Source organism: Pseudomonas sp. IPO3749 (genome assembly GCF_013386605.1).
In the GTDB taxonomy this organism is placed as follows: Bacteria; Pseudomonadota; Gammaproteobacteria; order Pseudomonadales; family Pseudomonadaceae; genus Aquipseudomonas; species Aquipseudomonas azotoformans_A.
Genome location: NZ_JACARN010000015.1, coordinates 196,387 through 213,606, shown reverse-complemented (window position 1 = coordinate 213,606; position 17,220 = coordinate 196,387). Strand labels below are relative to the sequence as shown.

Here is a 17,220-nt window from a genome sequence, read left to right as displayed (position 1 = left end):
GTAAGCCGGAAAAAATAAAAGACAAGCGGCGGGCAGGGCTATAATCGCCGCTGGTTCAAACCGTGACATTACCCAGAGACTGCCATGACTATTTCCCTGTACGCCGCCTCCATCCCCGTCTTCAAGCAAATGCTCACTGCCCTGAGCGGTGTGCTGGCCAAGGCCGAAGCCCACGCCACCGCCAAGAACATCGAGCCGAACGCCTTGCTGCAAGCACGCCTGTTCCCGGACATGTTCCAACTGGTGCGCCAGGTGCAGATCGCCGTCGACTTCGCCAAGGGCGTTTCCGCACGCCTGGCTGAGATCGAAGTGCCGAAATATGAAGATACCGAAGTCACCTTCGCCGACCTGCAAGCGCTGATCACCAAGGTGTTGGCCTTTGTTGACACCATCCAGCCCGAGCAAGTCGACGGCAAGGAAGGCATCGAGATCGTCACGCGCCCAGGCACGCCGAAAGAGAAGCGCTTCAGCGGCCAGTCCTACCTGCTGACCTACGGCCTGCCGCAGTTCTTCTTCCACGTCACCACCGCTTACGCGCTGCTGCGCCACAACGGTGTGGAAGTGGGCAAGCGTGATTACATGGGCGCTTTCTAAGCCTTCAGTCATAAAAAAGCCCGGGGTCGTTCTTCAGTGAACGACCCCGGGCTTTTTTGTGGCTGGCTGTTTTAAGCCGGCTGCTCTTCCTTGCCCAGGCAAGCGGCGGCGGTGAACAGCACATCGGTGGACGAATTCAGCGCGGTTTCCGCCGAATCCTGCAGCACGCCGATGATGAACCCCACGGCAACCACTTGCATGGCGATCTCGCTGGGAATGCCAAACAGGCTGCACGCCAATGGGATCAATAGCAGCGAACCGCCCGCCACGCCGGAAGCACCGCAGGCGCAGACGGCCGCGACCACGCTGAGCAGCACGGCGGTGGGCAGGTCGACGGCGATACCCAAGGTGTGTACGGCGGCCAGGGTCAACACGGTAATGGTGATCGCGGCGCCGGCCATATTGATGGTGGCACCGAGCGGGATCGACACCGAGTAGGTGTCTTCATGCAGGCCCAGGCGTTTGCTCAACGCCAGGTTGACCGGGATGTTCGCCGCCGAACTGCGGGTGAAGAACGCGGTGATCCCGCTTTCGCGCAGGCACATCAGCACCAACGGGTAAGGATTGCGGCGCAGTTTCCAGAACACGATGGCCGGGTTCACCACCAGCGCCACGAACAGCATGCAGCCGATCAGCACCACCAGCAGGTGGGCGTAGCCGAGCAGGGCGCCGAAGCCGGAAGTGGCCAGGGTCGACGCCACCAGGCCGAAAATACCCAGCGGCGCAAAGCGGATCACCACCCGCACGATCAGTGTGACGCCATTGGACAGGTCGTCGAGCACGGTGCGGGTGGTCTCGCCGGCATGGCGAATGGCTACGCCCATGCCGATAGCCCAGGCCAGGATGCCGATGAAGTTGGCATTCATCAGTGCGCTGACCGGGTTGTCCACCACGCTCAACAACAGGCTTTGCAGCACTTCACCGATGCCGCCGGGCGCGGTCACGGTTGCGTCGTGGGTTGCCAGCACCAGCGAGGAGGGGAACCACATGCTCGCAATCACCGCGACCACGGCGGCGGCAAAGGTGCCCAGCAGATAGAGGAACAGGATCGGCTTGATATGGGTTTCCTGGCCGTGTTTATGGTTGGCGATCGACGCCATCACCAGCACAAACACCAAAATCGGCGCCACAGCCTTGAGCGCGGCGACGAACACCTTGCCGATAAACCCGGTGGCCTTGGCCGCCTCGGGCAACAGCAAGGCGAGCAGGATGCCGGCGATCAGGCCGATGACGATTTGCGTGACCAGGCTGACGCGGGCCAGTCGTTGCAGGAGGGAAGGGGCAGCAGTCATAAACACTGGTCTCTAGTTTTTGGAGGCACGGCGGCACAGGCAGAAAGGGCTGTAGGACGCGGATCGCGAAGTCTAGCACGCTGTAGGAAATGTCCTCGGCGGTGCGGCATTGCGTCACCCGCCCGCCCCAGTCTTTGCAAAATCCTGTTAAGATTCCGTCCTCTCATCTTTCCTATCCTTCAGCGCGCCCTTTGGGTTGTCGTTGATGTCGTCGTTTCTGGAGTTTTCATGTTGTTTCCCATCCTGCTGCTGTCGGCCGCCGGCTTTACCGTGCTGACCACGGAATTCGTCATCGTCGGCCTGCTGCCGTCCATTGCCCGGGACCTGAATGTGAGTGTGTCCCAGGCCGGGCTGTTGGTGACCTTGTTCGCGTTTACCGTGGCGGCCTTTGGGCCGTTTCTGACGGCCTACTGCGCGCGTTTCCCACGTAAGCGGCTGTTTATCAGCATCCTGATCATGTTCGGCGTGGCCAATACCGTGGCGGCGCTGGCGCCGAATATCTGGGTGATGGCCGTGGCGCGGTTGATCCCGGCCCTGGGCCTGCCGGTGTTCTGGGCCTTGGCCAGCGAAACGGCGGTGGACATTGTCGGCCCCGAATTCGCCGGGCGTGCCATCGAGAAGATTGGCTTCGGGATCGTGTGTGCCACGGTCTTCGGCATTCCGGTGGGCACGCTGATTTCCGATATGTTCGGCTGGCGCAGCGCGTTTGCCATCCTCGCGGTGGTGGCCTTGGCCAAGGCCTTGCTGCTGTTTATCTACCTGCCGGTGACCCAACCGAAGAACGCTGAAGTGACGCTGCGCTCGCAGTTCAAGATCCTGCGCAACCCATTGATGCAGGGCCATATCCTGCTGTCGATCCTGGTGTTCAGCGGCATGTTCACGGCGTACACCTATCTGGCGGATATTCTCGAGCGCCTGGCCGGTTTCGACGGTACGTTGGTGGGCTGGTGCCTGATGGGCTTCGGTGCGGTCGGGCTGATTGGCAATTCGTTGGGCGGGCGCGCGGTGGATCGCCACCCGTTGATCGCGTCGATGGTGTTTTGCGGCTTCATGATTGCGGGCATGGTGGCGCTGGTGCCGGCGATCCATTCGACCATTGGCCTGGCGGCGGCGATGGCCGTGTGGGGCGTGACCCAGGCGGCGATGTTTCTGGTCAGCCATGTGCGCTTGATGAAGGCCGCACCCCATGCGCCGGCATTTGCCGCGTCGCTGAACATCGCCGGGGCCAACCTGGGGATTGGCCTGGGCGCCCTGGTGGGCGGCCATGTGATCGACACCCTTGGCCTGGGCAGCCTGGGTTTTGCCGCTTCGGGGTTTATCCTGGTGTCGATCCTGCTGGCCTTGTGGCTGATGACCGCCAAGCAACCGGTCGCCTCCCAGGCCTGAGCCGTCAGGGCAAGGTGGTGAACAACTCCCTTCGAGCGCCTTCGGTAATCGCCACGATGCCGGGGTGCTTGACCTTGCGCTCCACCGAGATCGCGTAGAACGACTCGGTCACCGCCACGGTCTGGCCAATCAGTGCCACGCCGTACTGGCGCACCACCTCATCGGCAATCACGCTGGGGGCGATAAAAATCCCGCTGCCGGATTGGCCGAAGGCCTGCATCAAGGCGCTGTCGTCGAACTCGCCGATGATCTTCGGCTGGATCTGCTGTTCGGCAAACCAGCGCTGCAAACGGCTGCGCACCACGGTTTCCGCGCCTGGAATTAACAGCGGCGCGCCGTGCAGGCACTGTGGAAAATCCCCGCCGTAGGCGTCAGCCAACGCCTGTGTGGCGAAAAAGCTGATGCCACATTCCCCCAACTTCTGGCTGTAGCCCTTGATGTCCAGGTGCGTAGGCATGGGGCTGTCGGAAATCACCAGGTCCAGGCGCTGGATGGCCAGGTCGGCGAGCAAGCGTTCAAGTTTGTCTTCGCGGCAGGTGATGCGGATCGGTTCGCTCAGCTCCATGGTCGGCGCGATCAGCCGGTAAACGATGGACTTAGGCACCACATCCGCCACGCCGACGCGGAACAGAATCTGCTGTTCATCGGGCTGCGCGCGCAGCATGGCCTCCAATTCATTGCCGGTCTGGAACATCTGCTCGGCGTAGGGCAGGGCCTGGCGCCCGGCTTCGGTCAGTTCCAGCTGGCGGCCGACGCGCTGAAACAGCGCGATACCAAAGGTTTGCTCCAACAGGCTGATCTGCCCGCTGATGGTCTGGGGGGTGAGATTAAGCTGCTCACACGCACGCACGATGCTGCCAGTCTTGGCCACCACCCAGAAGTAGTGCAGTTGTCGATAATTGAGCATGCTGGTCGTCACTTCGTGAAAACCGAAGTATACGCGAGAAAAATACGAATTTTCCTGAACTGTTCAGCTGCATAGAATGCCTCGCTATCGCGGGGCCACTATTTGGACCCAATGGTTCTAACGAGGAAGACATCATGAAACTCAATTCCCTGTGCGCGGCATCGTTGCTTGCGCTTTCATTGGTAGTGATCAGCGGCTGCGATCAGGTCGAGAAAAGTGCGCAGCAGGTGCTGGGCAAAGCCACTGAATCGGCCAAGCAAGCCATCGATGACACCCACAAGGCCGCCGAACAGGCATTGAGTGAAGCGACCAACGGCCTGATCAACCCGCAGAAAAAGGATGATCAGGAAGACAAAGAAAGCGAATCTTCTAGCAAAGAAGCCTAATTTCCCCGCACTTTTTATTCACGAAGAACGTCAGGACTGACCTATGGATTACCTTTTACAACTGGCCGCCAGCCCCACCGCCTGGGTTGCCCTGGCGACCTTGATCGTCATGGAGATCGTGCTGGGCATCGATAACCTGATCTTCATCTCGATCCTCACCAACAAGCTGCCGGAGCAGCATCGGGCCAAGGCTCGACGCATCGGTATCAGCATGGCGTTGGTGTTGCGTCTGGGCCTGTTGAGCACCATCGCGTTCATCGTGCAGTTGACCGCGCCGGTATTCGAAGTGTTTGGCCAGGCGTTCTCGTGGAAGGACATGATCCTGATCGCCGGTGGCCTGTTCCTGGTGTGGAAGGCAACCACCGAGATCCATCACAGCATGGACCCGGAGCCGGAAGAGAAGGAAACCAACGCTGGCAACGTCGTGGCCATCGGTTTTGCCGCGGCCATTGGCCAGATCCTGTTGCTCGACCTGGTGTTCTCCATCGACAGCATCATCACCGCCGTAGGCATGACCGAGCACTTGCCGATCATGATTATCGCCGTCGTGACCTCGGTGATCGTGATGCTGGTGGCCGCTGAGCCGTTGGCCAAGTTCATCAACGACAACCCGACCGTGGTGATGTTGGCCCTGGGCTTCCTGATCATGATCGGTATGACGTTGATTGCCGAAGGCTTCGGCGCCCATGTGCCTAAAGGCTATGTGTACGCAGCCATGGCGTTCTCGGCGGCGATTGAATGTCTGAACATTGCCCGCCGTAACCGTCACAAGCGTTTGCTTGCTGCCCGGCAATAACGGCTGAAACCAAAAGGCCGGCTGCGCTCACCAGAGCCCAGCCGGCCTTTTGCTGTCAGGATTCTGCGCCGAGCTGTGTAGGATCCGGGCAGCTCTCATCGCCGTTGTTCAAGCCTTGCTTGTAGTTGCGGCTCAGCAACGAGGCCTTGCCGTTGTGCCAGGTCAGCGTCAGCACGTAGAGCGTGTCGTAGTCGCTGCCGGACCAGTCGTCGGTAATGGTGTGTTTTTCGCCCGACGCTTCGCTCGCCACCTTGTTGATCAGCTCCGGCAAGTAACCGTGGGACCAGGCGGTGTAGATGGTCGCGTTGTGGTACTTGTCTTCCACCAGTTCGTCAGCCAGGTCGCTGGTGTCATTGGCGGAAAACTTGATGTTCACCGGCAGGCCCAGCTTGATGGCGCTCGGGCTGATGGTCATCAGTGGGCGAATGTAGCTGTAGGAATTGTCCAGCTCGCCTTCTTCCACGTTTCGTGTCGGGTTGGCGGCGAAGACGAAGTCGGCCTTGCCGAATTTTTCCGGGAGCAGGGTGGCCAGGTTCATCGCCCGGTTGAGACCCTGGCAATTGAGCTGGCCCAGGCCGCCGGCGGGTTTTTCACCGTGGCGCAGAAACACCAGGGTTTGCACGCCGTCTGCCTGTTCGGCATTGCTGGTGCGCGACTCCAGGGTCAGGCCGATGGCGCCACCTACGAGCAACAGCGGCAACATGATGTATGAATATCGTTTCAGGCGCAGCGCAAGGCACAGAGGCTTGATGGTCATTAGTGTCGAGTCTTCAGTGCATCAGGTTAAGGCGGACAAGCCCGGCCCCAGTGACGCATCCGGCGTCCTGCGGTGTTCCCTGTCGATATAGCGCGTTGCCTCCATTCACCGTTTGAGCGCACTTAAGAGTGCCCGCGGGCCTATTGGTTCGCCCACGCGGGATAATAGCCAGCGGTTGTTGCGTATTGATGACCCATGCAGGACACCGTAGTGATGGCTATCATGGGGACTTTCTGAACAGGGGCTTACGATGAACCCACTCGCCGCTTTCCCGATCAACAGCAAATGGCCCGCCCAGCATCCCGAGCGCTTGCAACTCTACTCGCTGCCGACGCCCAACGGGGTAAAAGTGTCAATCATGCTCGAAGAGCTGGGCCTGCCCTATGAAGCCCACAAAGTCAGTTTTGAGACCCAGGACCAGCTATCGCCTGAGTTCCTGTCCCTGAACCCCAACAACAAGATCCCCGCGATCATCGACCCGAATGGTCCCAGCGGCCAACCGTTGGCGCTGTTCGAGTCCGGTGCGATCCTGATCTACCTGGCGGAAAAAACCAGCCAGTTGCTCTCCGAAGACCCGGCCACCCGCTATGAAACCCTCCAGTGGCTGATGTTCCAGATGGGCGGTATCGGCCCGATGTTTGGCCAGTTGGGGTTCTTCAATAAATTCGCCGGCAAGGCCTACGAAGACAAACGTCCCCGAGACCGTTACGCCGCCGAATCCCGGCGCTTGCTCGACGTGCTGGAGAAACGCCTGCTGGGTCGCACCTGGATCATGGGCGACGAGTACAGCATTGCCGACATCGCGACCTTTCCGTGGATCCGCAACCTGATTGGTTTCTACGAATCCGGCGATCTGGTGGGCATAGCCGACTTCCCCAATGTGCTGCGCGCGCTGGACGGTTTCGTCGCACGGCCGGCAGTGATCCGTGGCCTCAGTATTCCGAGTTGAAACATGCCGACTTTTGATTTCAAACAGCTGGACGTCTTCAGCCGCGTGGCGCTCAAGGGCAACCCGCTGGCGGTGGTGTTCGGTGCCGACAGCCTGACGGACCAGCAGATGGCGGACTTCGCCAACTGGACCAACCTCAGCGAAACCACGTTCTTGCTGACGCCGCGTGATCCGAAAGCGGACTACCGCGTGCGAATTTTCACCACCTTGAAGGAGCTGCCGTTCGCCGGACACCCGACGCTGGGCAGTTGCCATGCGTGGCTGCAGGCAGGAGGAATTCCGAAAGGCGAGGAGATCATCCAGGAGTGCGAAATCGGCCTGGTGCGGATCCGTCGCCAGGGCGATGAGCTGGCATTTATCGCGCCAGCGTTGCTGCGCTCCGGGCCGGTGGAGGCCTCGTTGATCGAACGTGTGCGTCTGGCGCTGGGCTTGGCGCCCGAAGCCATCGTGCGCAGCCAGTGGGTCGACAACGGCGCGGGCTGGCTGGCGGTGATGCTGTCGGACCGCAATCAAGTGCTGGAGCTCCAACCGGACTATTCGCAACTGCTGGGTTTGGCGGTGGGTGTCATCGCCCCCTGCGATCCCGCGCGGGACGATGTGGACGCACAGTTTGAAGTCCGTGCCTTCATCGCGGGTGACGGCGCCCAGGAAGACCCGGCCACCGGCAGCCTGAACGCTGGCGTTGCCCAATGGATGCTGGCCGAAGGCCTGGCGCCTGAGCGCTATGTGGTCAGCCAGGGCACGGCCATCGGGCGGGCGGGGCGGATTCGCGTCGAACGCCAGGGCGATGAAATCTGGGTGGGCGGCGCCGTGGCGGTGTGTATCGAAGGGCGATTGCAGCTCTAGATCAATGAATTGTTACGTGCAGCGCAATACACTGTTGGCCCCTCGGCGTTTGTGCTGCCGGGGCCAAGGGGCATAAGCTTTCGCCCCAAAGATTTCTGCCTTGTGATAGGAAAGCCATGACCAGCCAGTTCCCCCAAGCCCGCCCACGCCGCCTGCGCCGCTCCCCGGAGCTGCGTGGTTTGTTCCAGGAAAGCGAATTCACCCTGAACGACCTGGTGCTGCCGATCTTCGTCGAAGAAGAAATCGACGACTTCGTGCCCATCACCAGCATGCCCGGCGTGTTGCGCATCCCTGAGAAGAAACTGGCCGGCGAGATCGAGCGCTATGCCCGCGCCGGCATCAAGTCGGTGATGACCTTTGGTGTGTCCCATCACTTGGACGCCAGCGGCAGCGACACCTGGAAAGAACGTGGCCTGGTCTCGCGCATGTCCTCGATCATCAAGGACGCCGTGCCGGAGATGATCGTGATGTCCGACACCTGTTTCTGTGAATACACCGACCACGGCCACTGCGGCGTGATGCACGGTGCCCATGTCGACAACGATGCGACCTTGGTCAACCTTGGCAAGCAAGCCGTGGCCGCCGCCCGTGCAGGTGCTGACGTGATTGCGCCGTCGGCGGCGATGGACGGCCAGGTCCAGGCGATCCGCCGCGCCCTGGATGACGCCGGCTTCACCCATATCCCGATCATGGCGTACTCGACCAAATTCGCCTCGGCCCTCTACGGTCCATTCCGCGAAGCGGGCGGCAGCGCGCTCAAGGGTGACCGCAAAAGCTACCAGATGAACCCGATGAACCGCCGCGAAGCCGTGCGCGAATCGTTGCTGGACGAGCAGGAGGGCGCGGACGCGCTGATGGTCAAGCCCGCCGGTGCCTACCTCGACATCATCCGCGACATCCGCGAAGCCTCACGCCTGCCGGTGGCGGCGTATCAGGTGAGCGGCGAGTACGCGATGATCAAGTTCGGCGCCCAGGCGGGTGCGATTGATGAGGATCGTGTGGTGCGCGAGACGTTGGGCTCGATCAAGCGCGCGGGGGCGGACTTGATCTTTACCTATTTCGCGATGGACCTGGCGTTGGCCGGGATCTGACACACTCTGCTGCGGAACTGCCGCTATCCTTGGGCGTCGATAGTTGATCGTCGCTCAAGGATGTCCCATGTATTCAAGTCGCCTGATCCTCTGCCTTGCCACTTTGCTGGTGCTGGCCGGTTGCTCCACCACACGCAACCCGCAACAGCCGGAGCGCAGCGAAGCCGAGGTGAAGGCGCAGATCGTGCGGTTGCTACCCGCCCAGTTGTCTGACCGCAAGGGGTGGGCCCAGGACATCTACACCGCCTTCGATACCCAGAAAATCTACCCCAGCACGGAAAACATCTGCGCGGTGCTGGCGGTCACCGAGCAGGAGTCCACTTACCAAGTGGACCCACCCGTGCCGAATATGGGCAAGATCGCGCAGGATGAAATCCTGCGGCGCGCCGGAAAAGTCCACGTGCCGGCGTTTGTGGTCCGCAGCGCACTGCAACTGCGTTCGCCCACCGGCAAGACTTACGCCGATCGCCTGGGCGCTGCACGCACGGAAAAAGACCTGAGCGGCATCTTCGATGACTTCATCAGCATGGTGCCCCTGGGCAAGACCCTGTTTGGTGGCTTCAACCCGGTGCATACCGCAGGGCCGATGCAGGTGAGTATCGACTTCGCGCAGAAACAGGCGCGGGGTTACCCCTACACGGTGGACGGCAGCATTCGCCGCGAAGTGTTCACCCGCCGGGGCGGCATGTATTTCGGCATCGCGCATTTGCTCGGTTACCCGGTGAATTATGACCAGCCGTTGTACCGCTTTGCCGACTTCAATGCTGGCTGGTACGCCAGTCGCAATGCCGCGTTCCAGGCTGCCGTCAGCCGTGCCTCGGGCACCGACCTGGCGCTGGATGGGGATTTGATTCGTTACGGTTCACTGCTGCCGGGCACTACCGAGCTGGCGGTGCGTTCGTTGGGCGCGAAGCTGGACATGCGCAACCCCAGCATCCGCAGCCAACTGGAGCAGGGCGAGCAACTGGATTTCGAGGACACCACGCTCTACAACCGCGTGTTTGCCCTGGCCGACAAGGCGGCGGGCAAGCCTATGCCACGGGCGATCCTGCCGGGCATCGTGCTCAAGAGCCCCAAGATCACCCGCAACCTCACCACCGCCTGGTTCGCCAAGCGGGTGGATGAACGTTATCAGCGGTGCATGAAGCGCTGATCAGCTTTGTGGTGAGCGGGCTTGTTGTGGTGAGCGGGCTTGCCCCGCGTTGGGGTGCGTAGCACCCCCCAATCAAATACAACGCGGTGTATCAAGTCTCCCTCGGTGAATCCTTCTAGGGCTGCTTCGCACCCCCGCGCGGGACAAGCCCGTTCACCACAGGGCGGCTCTTCACAACAAAGCGGCGCCACAACCACACCCACAACCACACCACCGGAAACGCCAGGATCACGAACGGCAGCACATAGGCCGAGCGCTCCAGGGCGTCGGCAGTGCCGTCTACCAGGTTATCGCTCAAGTTGCTGAACATGCGGCTGAACCTCGACTGCTGGTTCGCACCATCAGAGGAGCTGAAATTCAGGGTCACACGGTTGGTGTCGAGGCGGCGTTGCTGACCGGCGGCGACCTGCGCCAGTTCCTGCAGCTCGTTTTCAATGCCCGCCTGTTCCTTGCTCAGGGCAATCAGGTCGCTGACGGTGATGTCCTTGCGCTTGGCCAGCTCGTCGAGGCGTTGTTGCTGGGCTTGCAGGCGGTCCTGGCGACGGCGCACATCGGCAACGGCATCGGCCAGGTCTTCGGCGGTGGTGATGCGCTGGCCGAGTTTGCCACCTTCGGCGGCCATCGCGACCATTGGCTCCACGCCGGTCGGCGCGATGCGCAGGATGATCTGGCCGCCGCTGTCGTTTTCGGTGATGCCGAGGATATTGCAGGCGCCAAAGCGCGCGGTTTCGCAGGCTTCGCGAGTGGCCTGCATGCGCGGCGCAAGCAGGGCGCCGGGCAGGGCCAGGCTCAGTTCATGCTCATAAGCCAGTTGTGCGCCGGCGCGGCTTTGTTCACCGTTGATCACCCGCGCACGGGAGTGGTCACTGGGCGAGCAGCCGACCAACGCCAGGCCGGCCAGCAGCATCAAAAAGGGGGCACGAAGTGGCTGGGATTTGCCGTCCAGGTGGCGCATTGCAGTTCCTTGAAGGGGTCGATGCGGCGATTAAAGCGGGTCTGGTGGATTAACGCAAAGCATCGCGCGGGATTTGCGCGGTGGATGGTAATGGCCGTTGCCAGCGGCCAGGCGTACATCTCAATCTTCACACCAGGGAAGAATCCGCCATGATCGCTCACGCCGTGCCTGAAGGTTTTGTTTCGCTGCCCCGCAGCAGTCCGTTGCTGGACCTGCTCGGCCCGGCCTATTGCCGAGGGGAGGGCCTGCAACTGGAGATCGGCCTGCGCGCCGACAATCGCCACGCCAATGGACGCGGCACCGTGCATGGCGGGGTGTTGGCGACCCTGGCGGATATCGGCATGGGCTATGCGATGGCGTTTTCCAGTGAGCCGCCGCTGCCGTTGATTACCGCAAGTATGACCTTGGATTACCTGGGGGCGGTGCAGGTGGGGGAGTGGATTGTGGTGCGCTTGGAGCATCACAAGCGTGGGCGGCAGATGGCGTTTGCCACGGTGAGCTTGCAGGTGGGGGAGAAGGTCGTGGCGCGGGCGAGTGCGGTGTTTGCGGTGCCGCAATCCGACAGGCAATAAAGATCAAATGTGGGAGCGGGCTTGCTCGCGAACGCAGTGTGTCAGTCACCAGATTCATGGTTGACTCACCGCTTTCGCGAGCAAGCCCGCTCCCACATTTGAACTGCGTTTTTCAGATAGAACGCATTAAGAAAAGGCCTGGTTTTCGTGGAACCAGGCCTTTTCCGTGTTGCTCTTTGAATCAGTTGCGTTCGAGCGCCAGCGCGACACCCTGGCCGCCACCGATGCACAGCGTCGCCAGGCCTTTCTTGGCATCGCGCTTGATCATTTCATGCAGCAGGGTCACCAGCACGCGGCAGCCTGAGGCGCCGATCGGGTGGCCGATGGCGATGGCGCCACCGTTGACGTTGACCTTCTCTGCATCCCACTCCAGTTCTTTGCCCACCGCCAGGGATTGCGCGGCGAAGGCTTCGTTGGCTTCGATCAGGTCCAGTTCGCCCAGGTTCCAGCCGGCTTTGTCCAGGCAGCGACGGGTGGCCGAGACCGGGCCGATGCCCATGATGGCTGGGTCGACGCCCGCATTGGCGTAGCTGGCGATGCGCGCCAACACCGGCAGGCCGAGGGCCTTGGCCTTGTCGGCACTCATCAGCAGCACCGCAGCGGCGCCGTCGTTGAGGCTGGAGGCGTTGCCGGCGGTGACGCTGCCGTCTTTCTTGAACGCCGGTTTCAGCTTGGCCAGGGACTCGGCAGTGGTGCCGGCGCGAGGCTGTTCATCCACGGCGAAGGCCACTGGATCGCCTTTACGCTGGGGAATCAGGATCGGGGTGATCTCATCGACAAAGCGGCCCGCTTCGATAGCGGCGGCAGCTTTTTGCTGGGACGCCGCAGCGAACGCGTCCTGGGCTTCACGGCTGATGCCGTACTTGTCCACCAGGTTCTCGGCGGTGATGCCCATGTGGTATTCGTTGAACGCATCCCACAGGCCGTCGGTGATCATGCTGTCGATCATCTTGGCGTGGCCCATGCGCAAACCGGTGCGCGCAGCGGGGAGTACGTACGGGGCCAGGCTCATGTTTTCCATGCCGCCGGCGATGATCACCTCGGCGTCGCCGCAACGGATGGCCTGGGCGCCCAGGTGCAGGGCCTTGAGGCCCGAGCCGCAGACTTTGTTGAGGGTCAGGCTCGGCACGGTGTGGGGCAGGCCGGCGAGGATCGAAGCCTGGCGCGCCGGGTTCTGGCCTGAGCCTGCGGTGAGTACCTGGCCGAGGATCACTTCATCCACTTGGGCTGGGTCGAGGCCGGTCTGTTCCAACAGGCGACGGATCACGGCAGCGCCCAGTTCCGGTGCCGGAATGTTCGCCAGCGAACCCTGGAAGCTGCCCACGGCGGTGCGGGTGGCAGCAACTATCACGACGTCTTGCATGGGATCTGTCCTCACTGGAAGTGCATTTCTGGAACGTGGTCCGGGACGATCAGTTTACCGGCGGTCTTGCTCACAATCTCTTCAACGCTGACGCCAGGTGCGCGTTCCTTGAGGACAAAAGCGCCATTTTCGATTTCCAGGTAGGCCAGGTCGGTCAATACACGCTTGATGCAGTTGGCACCGGTCAGCGGCAGGCTGCACTGGCTGAGCAACTTGGATTCACCATCCTTGGACGCGTGGGTCATGATAACGATGATGTTTTCCGCACCGGCCACCAGGTCCATGGCGCCGCCCATGCCTTTGACCAGCTTGCCGGGGATCATCCACGAAGCGATGTTGCCATTTACGTCCACTTCGAACGCACCGAGTACAGTGAGGTCGACGTGGCCGCCTCGGATCATCGCGAAGGACTCGGCGGAGGAAAAGATCGAGGCGCCGATACGTGCGGTAACGGTTTGTTTACCGGCGTTGATCATGTCGGCATCAATGGTTTCTTCGGTAGGAAACGGTCCCATGCCGAGCAGGCCGTTTTCCGATTGCAGCATCACTTCCATGCCTTCGGGGATGTAGTTGGCCACCAGGGTCGGAATGCCGATGCCAAGGTTCACGTAGAAGCCGTCCTGCATTTCGCGGGCGACGCGTTGAGCCATTTGTTCGCGGGTAAGAGCCATTTCAGGTGTCCTTATTGTTCGGGCTGGGGGCGGATTATTTGCGTACGGTGCGCTGTTCGATGCGCTTCTCGAACGTGCCGCAGATGATCCGATCGACGTAGATGCCAGGAGTGTGGATCTGCGCCGGGTCCAGCTCGCCCGGTTCGACGATTTCTTCGACTTCGACCACGGTGATCTTGCCGGCGGTGGCGGCCAGTGGGTTGAAATTCTGGGCGGTGTGGCGATAGATAACGTTGCCGAAATGATCGGCTTTCCAGCCTTTGACGATGGCGAAGTCGCCGGTGATGGATTCTTCCATCAGGTACGGACGACCGTTGAACTCGCGGGTTTCCTTGCCTTCGGCCACCGGAGTGCCGACGCCGGTTGCGGTGAAGAAGGCCGGGATACCCGCACCGCCAGCGCGCATTTTTTCGGCCAGGGTGCCTTGGGGCGTCAGTACTACTTCGATTTCGCCGCTGAGCAATTGCTTCTCGAACAGGGCGTTTTCACCGACGTAGGAAGCGATCACCTTGCTGATCTGTTTTTCTTCCAGCAACACGCCCAGGCCGAAACCGTCGACGCCACAGTTGTTGGAAACCACGGTCAGGTCGCGGGTGCCTTTGCGCTTGATCTCGGCGATGAGGTTTTCCGGAATACCGCACAGGCCAAAACCGCCGGAGAGTACGGTCATGCCGTCTTCCAGGCCTGCCAGTGCTTCCTCGTAGGACGCCACGCGTTTATCGAAACCTGCCATATGCACCTCTTTTATTGTTTGTGGGCCAGCCAATGAACCGAGTGTTGCTCCGGCTGATTGATTTGTTAAGTTGTTTTTTAAGGTTGATTGATTTAAAAAACAGCATAGTCGCCCGACCGTTTGGAGTAGCGTCATGACCGTTAAACAGATGCGCGCGTTTCTCGCCGTGGCCCAGAGCCTGAGTTTTGCCGCCGCCTGCGAGCGCCTGCACCTCTCCCAATCGGCGCTGAGCCTGACCATCAAGGGTCTGGAAGAAGGCCTGGGCGGGCGCCTGTTCAGCCGCAATACCCGCAACGTTGCCCTGACGCCCGAAGGTGAGTCCCTGCTGCCCCTGGCGCGCCGGCTGATTGCCGACTGGGACAACGCCGAAGACGAACTGCGCCAGCGATTCACACTGCAACGTGGTCGAGTCACTGTGGCAGCGATGCCGTCTTTTGCGGGCAACCTGCTGCCACCGATCCTGAAGATATTCCGCGCGCGTTACCCGCAGGTGAATGTGACTGTGCATGACTTGATCAATGAGCAGGTGCTGGAGATGGTGCGAGACCGGCAGGTGGAGTTGGGCGTGGCGTTTGAGCCTGCTGAAGGTTCATCACTGGCGTTTACGCCGTTGTACCTCGACCGTTTCATCGCCGTGGTGCCGGGTGATTCGCCGTTGGCAAACTGTGCCGAGATCGATTGGAAAACCTTGCTGGAGCAACCGTTCATCACCTTGCAACGGCCGTCTACGGTACGGGTGATGTTGGAAGAGCACTTGGGCGCGCTACAGATGAAGCTGCCGGTAGCCCTGGAAAGCCATCAGTTGGCGACGGTGGGCAAGATGGTGGCGAGTGGCTTGGGTGTCAGCGCGGTACCGGCGTTGTGCGCAAGGCAGATGGAAGAGGCGGGCGCGCACTGCATCACCTTGAGCGATCCGGTGATCGAACGGCCGATTGGTGTGCTTACCAAGCCGGGGCATGAACTCTCGGCAGCGGCGCAGGTATTGTTTGATATTTTCCGGGATGAAGCGACAAAGGGGCGGTTTCCGGCATTGTTATAACTCAGGCATTAAAAAGCCCGCTTGAATGAACAAGCGGGCTTAAATGTTTAAGACTGTGTTATCAGCAGTATCTATCAATCACTTTAACGTGCGATTGGCCTTTGAGGTTCTGCCATTCGGTATTAAGTGTGTGGAACACCTGCTCGATAAAGTTGCGATCGGCGGCGGCTTTCTTGCCGACATAACCCTGGCCCCGACGGTAAACCCTCAGGCGTGCCGCCAGTTCACGGTGATTGCGGTCGAACTCAGCCTCTTCGGTATTGGGCTCCAGGCAGTCAAGTTGCACTTCGCCCGATTTGCCAATCCACAGGATATGGTCGTCGAGTGTGTCTTTCTGCGCTGCGAACATCTCAGCCAATTCATCGATAGTTGGTTGGTTGTTCAGATTCATGTGTAAGCCCCTTGACCAGTTGGCGATCTATCAGTTGGTTCGTTAAAACATCTTTAGTTGTCTCCGGTTGCGAAAACCGGGCGTCAGCGACTGTCTGCCGAATACGGGCAGGGTCTTGAACCTGATGCATGTAGTCTTGCTGATGAACTGCTACGCAATGCTTTCATAACGAAGACAAGCCGCATTTGAGCGCCTTGTACCGAGCCCTTCGGGCCGGTCAGCTTCATCAATCCGCCTTGTGGGCAGTGCACATCCGGAAAAAACAGCTCGGCGGTCAGACGAGCTTGTTCAAAACGCTTGTTGCCAACGCTCCCGATCCGGGAGACGTCTCGATAATGCAAGGACAAAAAGGTTACGTCAACGGTTATGTAGTGATTATTTTTGATCACTACATAAATCGCCGTGGGGACGGGAGAATGCGGGAAAACGTGACTTGGGCGTCATTTTCTGGAGGTGTAGGTCAACGCTTTCCGTGGCGAGCGTTTGAATGAATTAGCCTAAACGTTCGACCAAAAGCGGCAATAGCCGCTCACACTCGGCTTCGATCTTCACCTGTAACAGCTCATCCCCCCGAGTCTTGCCCAAATTGATGGCTATGACCGGCTTGTCCTGTTCGACCATGGCCTTGCACAGGCGGAACGCCGAGTAGGCCATCAGCGACGAGCCCACCACCAGCAACCCCTCGGCATGCTCTACCGCAGCCATCGCCCTGGCCGCTGTTGCTGGCGCTACATTTTCGCCAAAAAACACGACATCCGGTTTCAAGCGCTCGCCATTGCAGTGGGGGCAGCGCGGGACCTGGAAATGTTCTTCAAAGGCGGGGTCAAGCAAGGTGTCGCCATCCGGCGCCTGCACCGCGTGGACTTGCGACAGATAGGGGTTGTCTATTTCCATCTGCCGCTGGATCGCCTCACGCGGGCTGAGCAACTGGCAATCCAGGCACAGCACCCGGTGCAGGCTGCCGTGTAGTTCAATGACGTCGTGGCTGCCGGCTTGATCGTGAAGGGTGTCGACGTTCTGGGTGATCAACCCGCTGATGCGCTCGCGTTGTTGCAGCATCGCCAACGCCAGGTGCGCCTTGTTCGGTTGCGCAATGCGAACCCTCGGCCACCCCAGCATCGCTCGCGCCCAATAACGGCGCCGCGCCTGCGGGGTGGCGAGGAATTCCTGGTACATCATTGGCGCCTTGCCCCGACGCACGCCTTCGCTGTCGCGGTAATCGGGAATGCCCGACGAGGTGCTGATCCCTGCACCGGTCAACACCAGAAAGCGCCGTTCGGCCATGGCCCGGTGCAGGGTGTCGAGGTGGTCCTCTTGATGTTCCAGCGTGTCGAGCATG

19 protein-coding genes are annotated in these 17,220 nt (G+C 60.7%); 10 read left to right on the top strand and 9 right to left on the bottom strand.

The features are described from left to right. Positions 1 to 84 precede the first annotated feature (84 nt). Entirely contained in the window at positions 85 to 594 is a 510-nt protein-coding gene (locus tag HX812_RS08110) for a DUF1993 family protein (protein WP_038843922.1), read from the top strand. A 71-nt stretch (positions 595 to 665) separates the two neighbouring features. Here the strand turns inward: HX812_RS08110 and sstT are convergent, their stop codons facing one another. Beyond that, positions 666 to 1,886: a serine/threonine transporter SstT gene (sstT, locus tag HX812_RS08105; protein WP_033902034.1), complete on the bottom strand. Its 1,221-nt coding sequence runs from the start codon at positions 1,884 to 1,886 to the stop codon at positions 666 to 668. 228 nt (positions 1,887 to 2,114) lie between these two features. On the opposite strand from sstT, the gene HX812_RS08100 reads away from it, so the two are divergent. Beyond that, complete coding sequence (locus HX812_RS08100; protein ID WP_038843920.1) at positions 2,115 to 3,272, top strand: MFS transporter; 1,158 nt, start codon at positions 2,115 to 2,117, stop codon at positions 3,270 to 3,272. A 4-nt stretch (positions 3,273 to 3,276) separates the two neighbouring features. On the opposite strand, the gene nhaR is transcribed toward HX812_RS08100, so the two are convergent. Beyond that, positions 3,277 to 4,179 (bottom strand): transcriptional activator NhaR, encoded by a 903-nt coding sequence (gene nhaR, locus HX812_RS08095; RefSeq protein WP_020372645.1) that lies wholly within the window; start codon positions 4,177 to 4,179, stop codon positions 3,277 to 3,279. Positions 4,180 to 4,313: 134 nt separating this feature from the next. Between nhaR and HX812_RS08090 the strand changes: the two genes are divergently transcribed. Together HX812_RS08090 and HX812_RS08085 are read left to right on the top strand one after the other, a co-directional pair. Next, positions 4,314 to 4,565 carry a hypothetical protein gene (locus HX812_RS08090; RefSeq protein WP_038843917.1) on the top strand — a complete coding sequence of 84 codons (252 nt, stop codon included), beginning with the start codon at positions 4,314 to 4,316 and terminating at the stop codon, positions 4,563 to 4,565. Between the two features lie 43 nt (positions 4,566 to 4,608). Further along, entirely contained in the window at positions 4,609 to 5,361 is a 753-nt protein-coding gene (locus HX812_RS08085; RefSeq protein ID WP_038843915.1) for a TerC family protein, read from the top strand. A 55-nt stretch (positions 5,362 to 5,416) separates the two neighbouring features. Here the strand turns inward: HX812_RS08085 and HX812_RS08080 are convergent, their stop codons facing one another. Further along, positions 5,417 to 6,118, bottom strand: coding sequence for a hypothetical protein (locus HX812_RS08080; RefSeq protein ID WP_038843914.1), 702 nt, complete (start codon positions 6,116 to 6,118; stop codon positions 5,417 to 5,419). Positions 6,119 to 6,368: 250 nt separating this feature from the next. Between HX812_RS08080 and HX812_RS08075 the strand changes: the two genes are divergently transcribed. The 4 genes from HX812_RS08075 (at position 6,369) to HX812_RS08060 (ending at position 10,157) form a co-directional block, all read left to right on the top strand. Next, a complete protein-coding gene (locus HX812_RS08075; protein WP_038843913.1) occupies positions 6,369 to 7,067 on the top strand; it encodes a glutathione S-transferase N-terminal domain-containing protein in 699 nt (232 codons plus the stop codon). Positions 7,068 to 7,070: 3 nt separating this feature from the next. Further along, a complete protein-coding gene (locus HX812_RS08070) occupies positions 7,071 to 7,913 on the top strand; it encodes a PhzF family phenazine biosynthesis protein (RefSeq protein WP_038843911.1) in 843 nt (280 codons plus the stop codon). A 116-nt stretch (positions 7,914 to 8,029) separates the two neighbouring features. Next, the gene (gene hemB, locus HX812_RS08065; RefSeq protein ID WP_016977356.1) at positions 8,030 to 9,004 is read left to right on the top strand and encodes a porphobilinogen synthase; all 975 of its coding nucleotides are present in this window, start codon (positions 8,030 to 8,032) and stop codon (positions 9,002 to 9,004) included. A 67-nt stretch (positions 9,005 to 9,071) separates the two neighbouring features. Then, positions 9,072 to 10,157, top strand: coding sequence for a DUF1615 domain-containing protein (locus HX812_RS08060; protein ID WP_038843908.1), 1,086 nt, complete (start codon positions 9,072 to 9,074; stop codon positions 10,155 to 10,157). 115 nt (positions 10,158 to 10,272) lie between these two features. On the opposite strand, the gene HX812_RS08055 is transcribed toward HX812_RS08060, so the two are convergent. Next, positions 10,273 to 11,112, bottom strand: a complete 840-nt coding sequence (locus HX812_RS08055) for a DUF4349 domain-containing protein (protein WP_038843906.1) — start codon at positions 11,110 to 11,112, stop codon at positions 10,273 to 10,275. 149 nt (positions 11,113 to 11,261) lie between these two features. Between HX812_RS08055 and HX812_RS08050 the strand changes: the two genes are divergently transcribed. Beyond that, positions 11,262 to 11,684, top strand: coding sequence for a PaaI family thioesterase (locus tag HX812_RS08050; RefSeq protein WP_038843905.1), 423 nt, complete (start codon positions 11,262 to 11,264; stop codon positions 11,682 to 11,684). A 181-nt stretch (positions 11,685 to 11,865) separates the two neighbouring features. Here HX812_RS08050 and HX812_RS08045 read toward each other — a convergent pair whose 3' ends face one another. Genes HX812_RS08045 through HX812_RS08035 form a run of 3 tightly spaced genes read right to left on the bottom strand, consistent with a single transcriptional unit; the run spans position 11,866 to position 14,451 of the window. Beyond that, entirely contained in the window at positions 11,866 to 13,047 is a 1,182-nt protein-coding gene (locus tag HX812_RS08045; protein WP_038851303.1) for an acetyl-CoA C-acetyltransferase, read from the bottom strand. Positions 13,048 to 13,058: 11 nt separating this feature from the next. Next, positions 13,059 to 13,718, bottom strand: coding sequence for a CoA transferase subunit B (locus HX812_RS08040; RefSeq protein ID WP_038851304.1), 660 nt, complete (start codon positions 13,716 to 13,718; stop codon positions 13,059 to 13,061). A gap of 34 nt (positions 13,719 to 13,752) precedes the next feature. After that, on the bottom strand, positions 13,753 to 14,451 hold the full coding sequence (locus tag HX812_RS08035; RefSeq protein ID WP_010211319.1) for a CoA transferase subunit A: 699 nt from the start codon (positions 14,449 to 14,451) through the stop codon (positions 13,753 to 13,755). A 133-nt stretch (positions 14,452 to 14,584) separates the two neighbouring features. On the opposite strand from HX812_RS08035, the gene HX812_RS08030 reads away from it, so the two are divergent. Next, a complete protein-coding gene (locus tag HX812_RS08030; protein ID WP_038851306.1) occupies positions 14,585 to 15,490 on the top strand; it encodes a LysR family transcriptional regulator in 906 nt (301 codons plus the stop codon). Between the two features lie 61 nt (positions 15,491 to 15,551). Here the strand turns inward: HX812_RS08030 and HX812_RS08025 are convergent, their stop codons facing one another. Together HX812_RS08025 and HX812_RS08020 are read right to left on the bottom strand one after the other, a co-directional pair. Then, positions 15,552 to 15,881: a hypothetical protein gene (locus tag HX812_RS08025; protein ID WP_033902055.1), complete on the bottom strand. Its 330-nt coding sequence runs from the start codon at positions 15,879 to 15,881 to the stop codon at positions 15,552 to 15,554. Between the two features lie 492 nt (positions 15,882 to 16,373). Continuing rightward, positions 16,374 to 17,219, bottom strand: a complete 846-nt coding sequence (locus tag HX812_RS08020; protein WP_038851308.1) for an NAD-dependent protein deacetylase — start codon at positions 17,217 to 17,219, stop codon at positions 16,374 to 16,376. Position 17,220 lies beyond the last annotated feature (1 nt).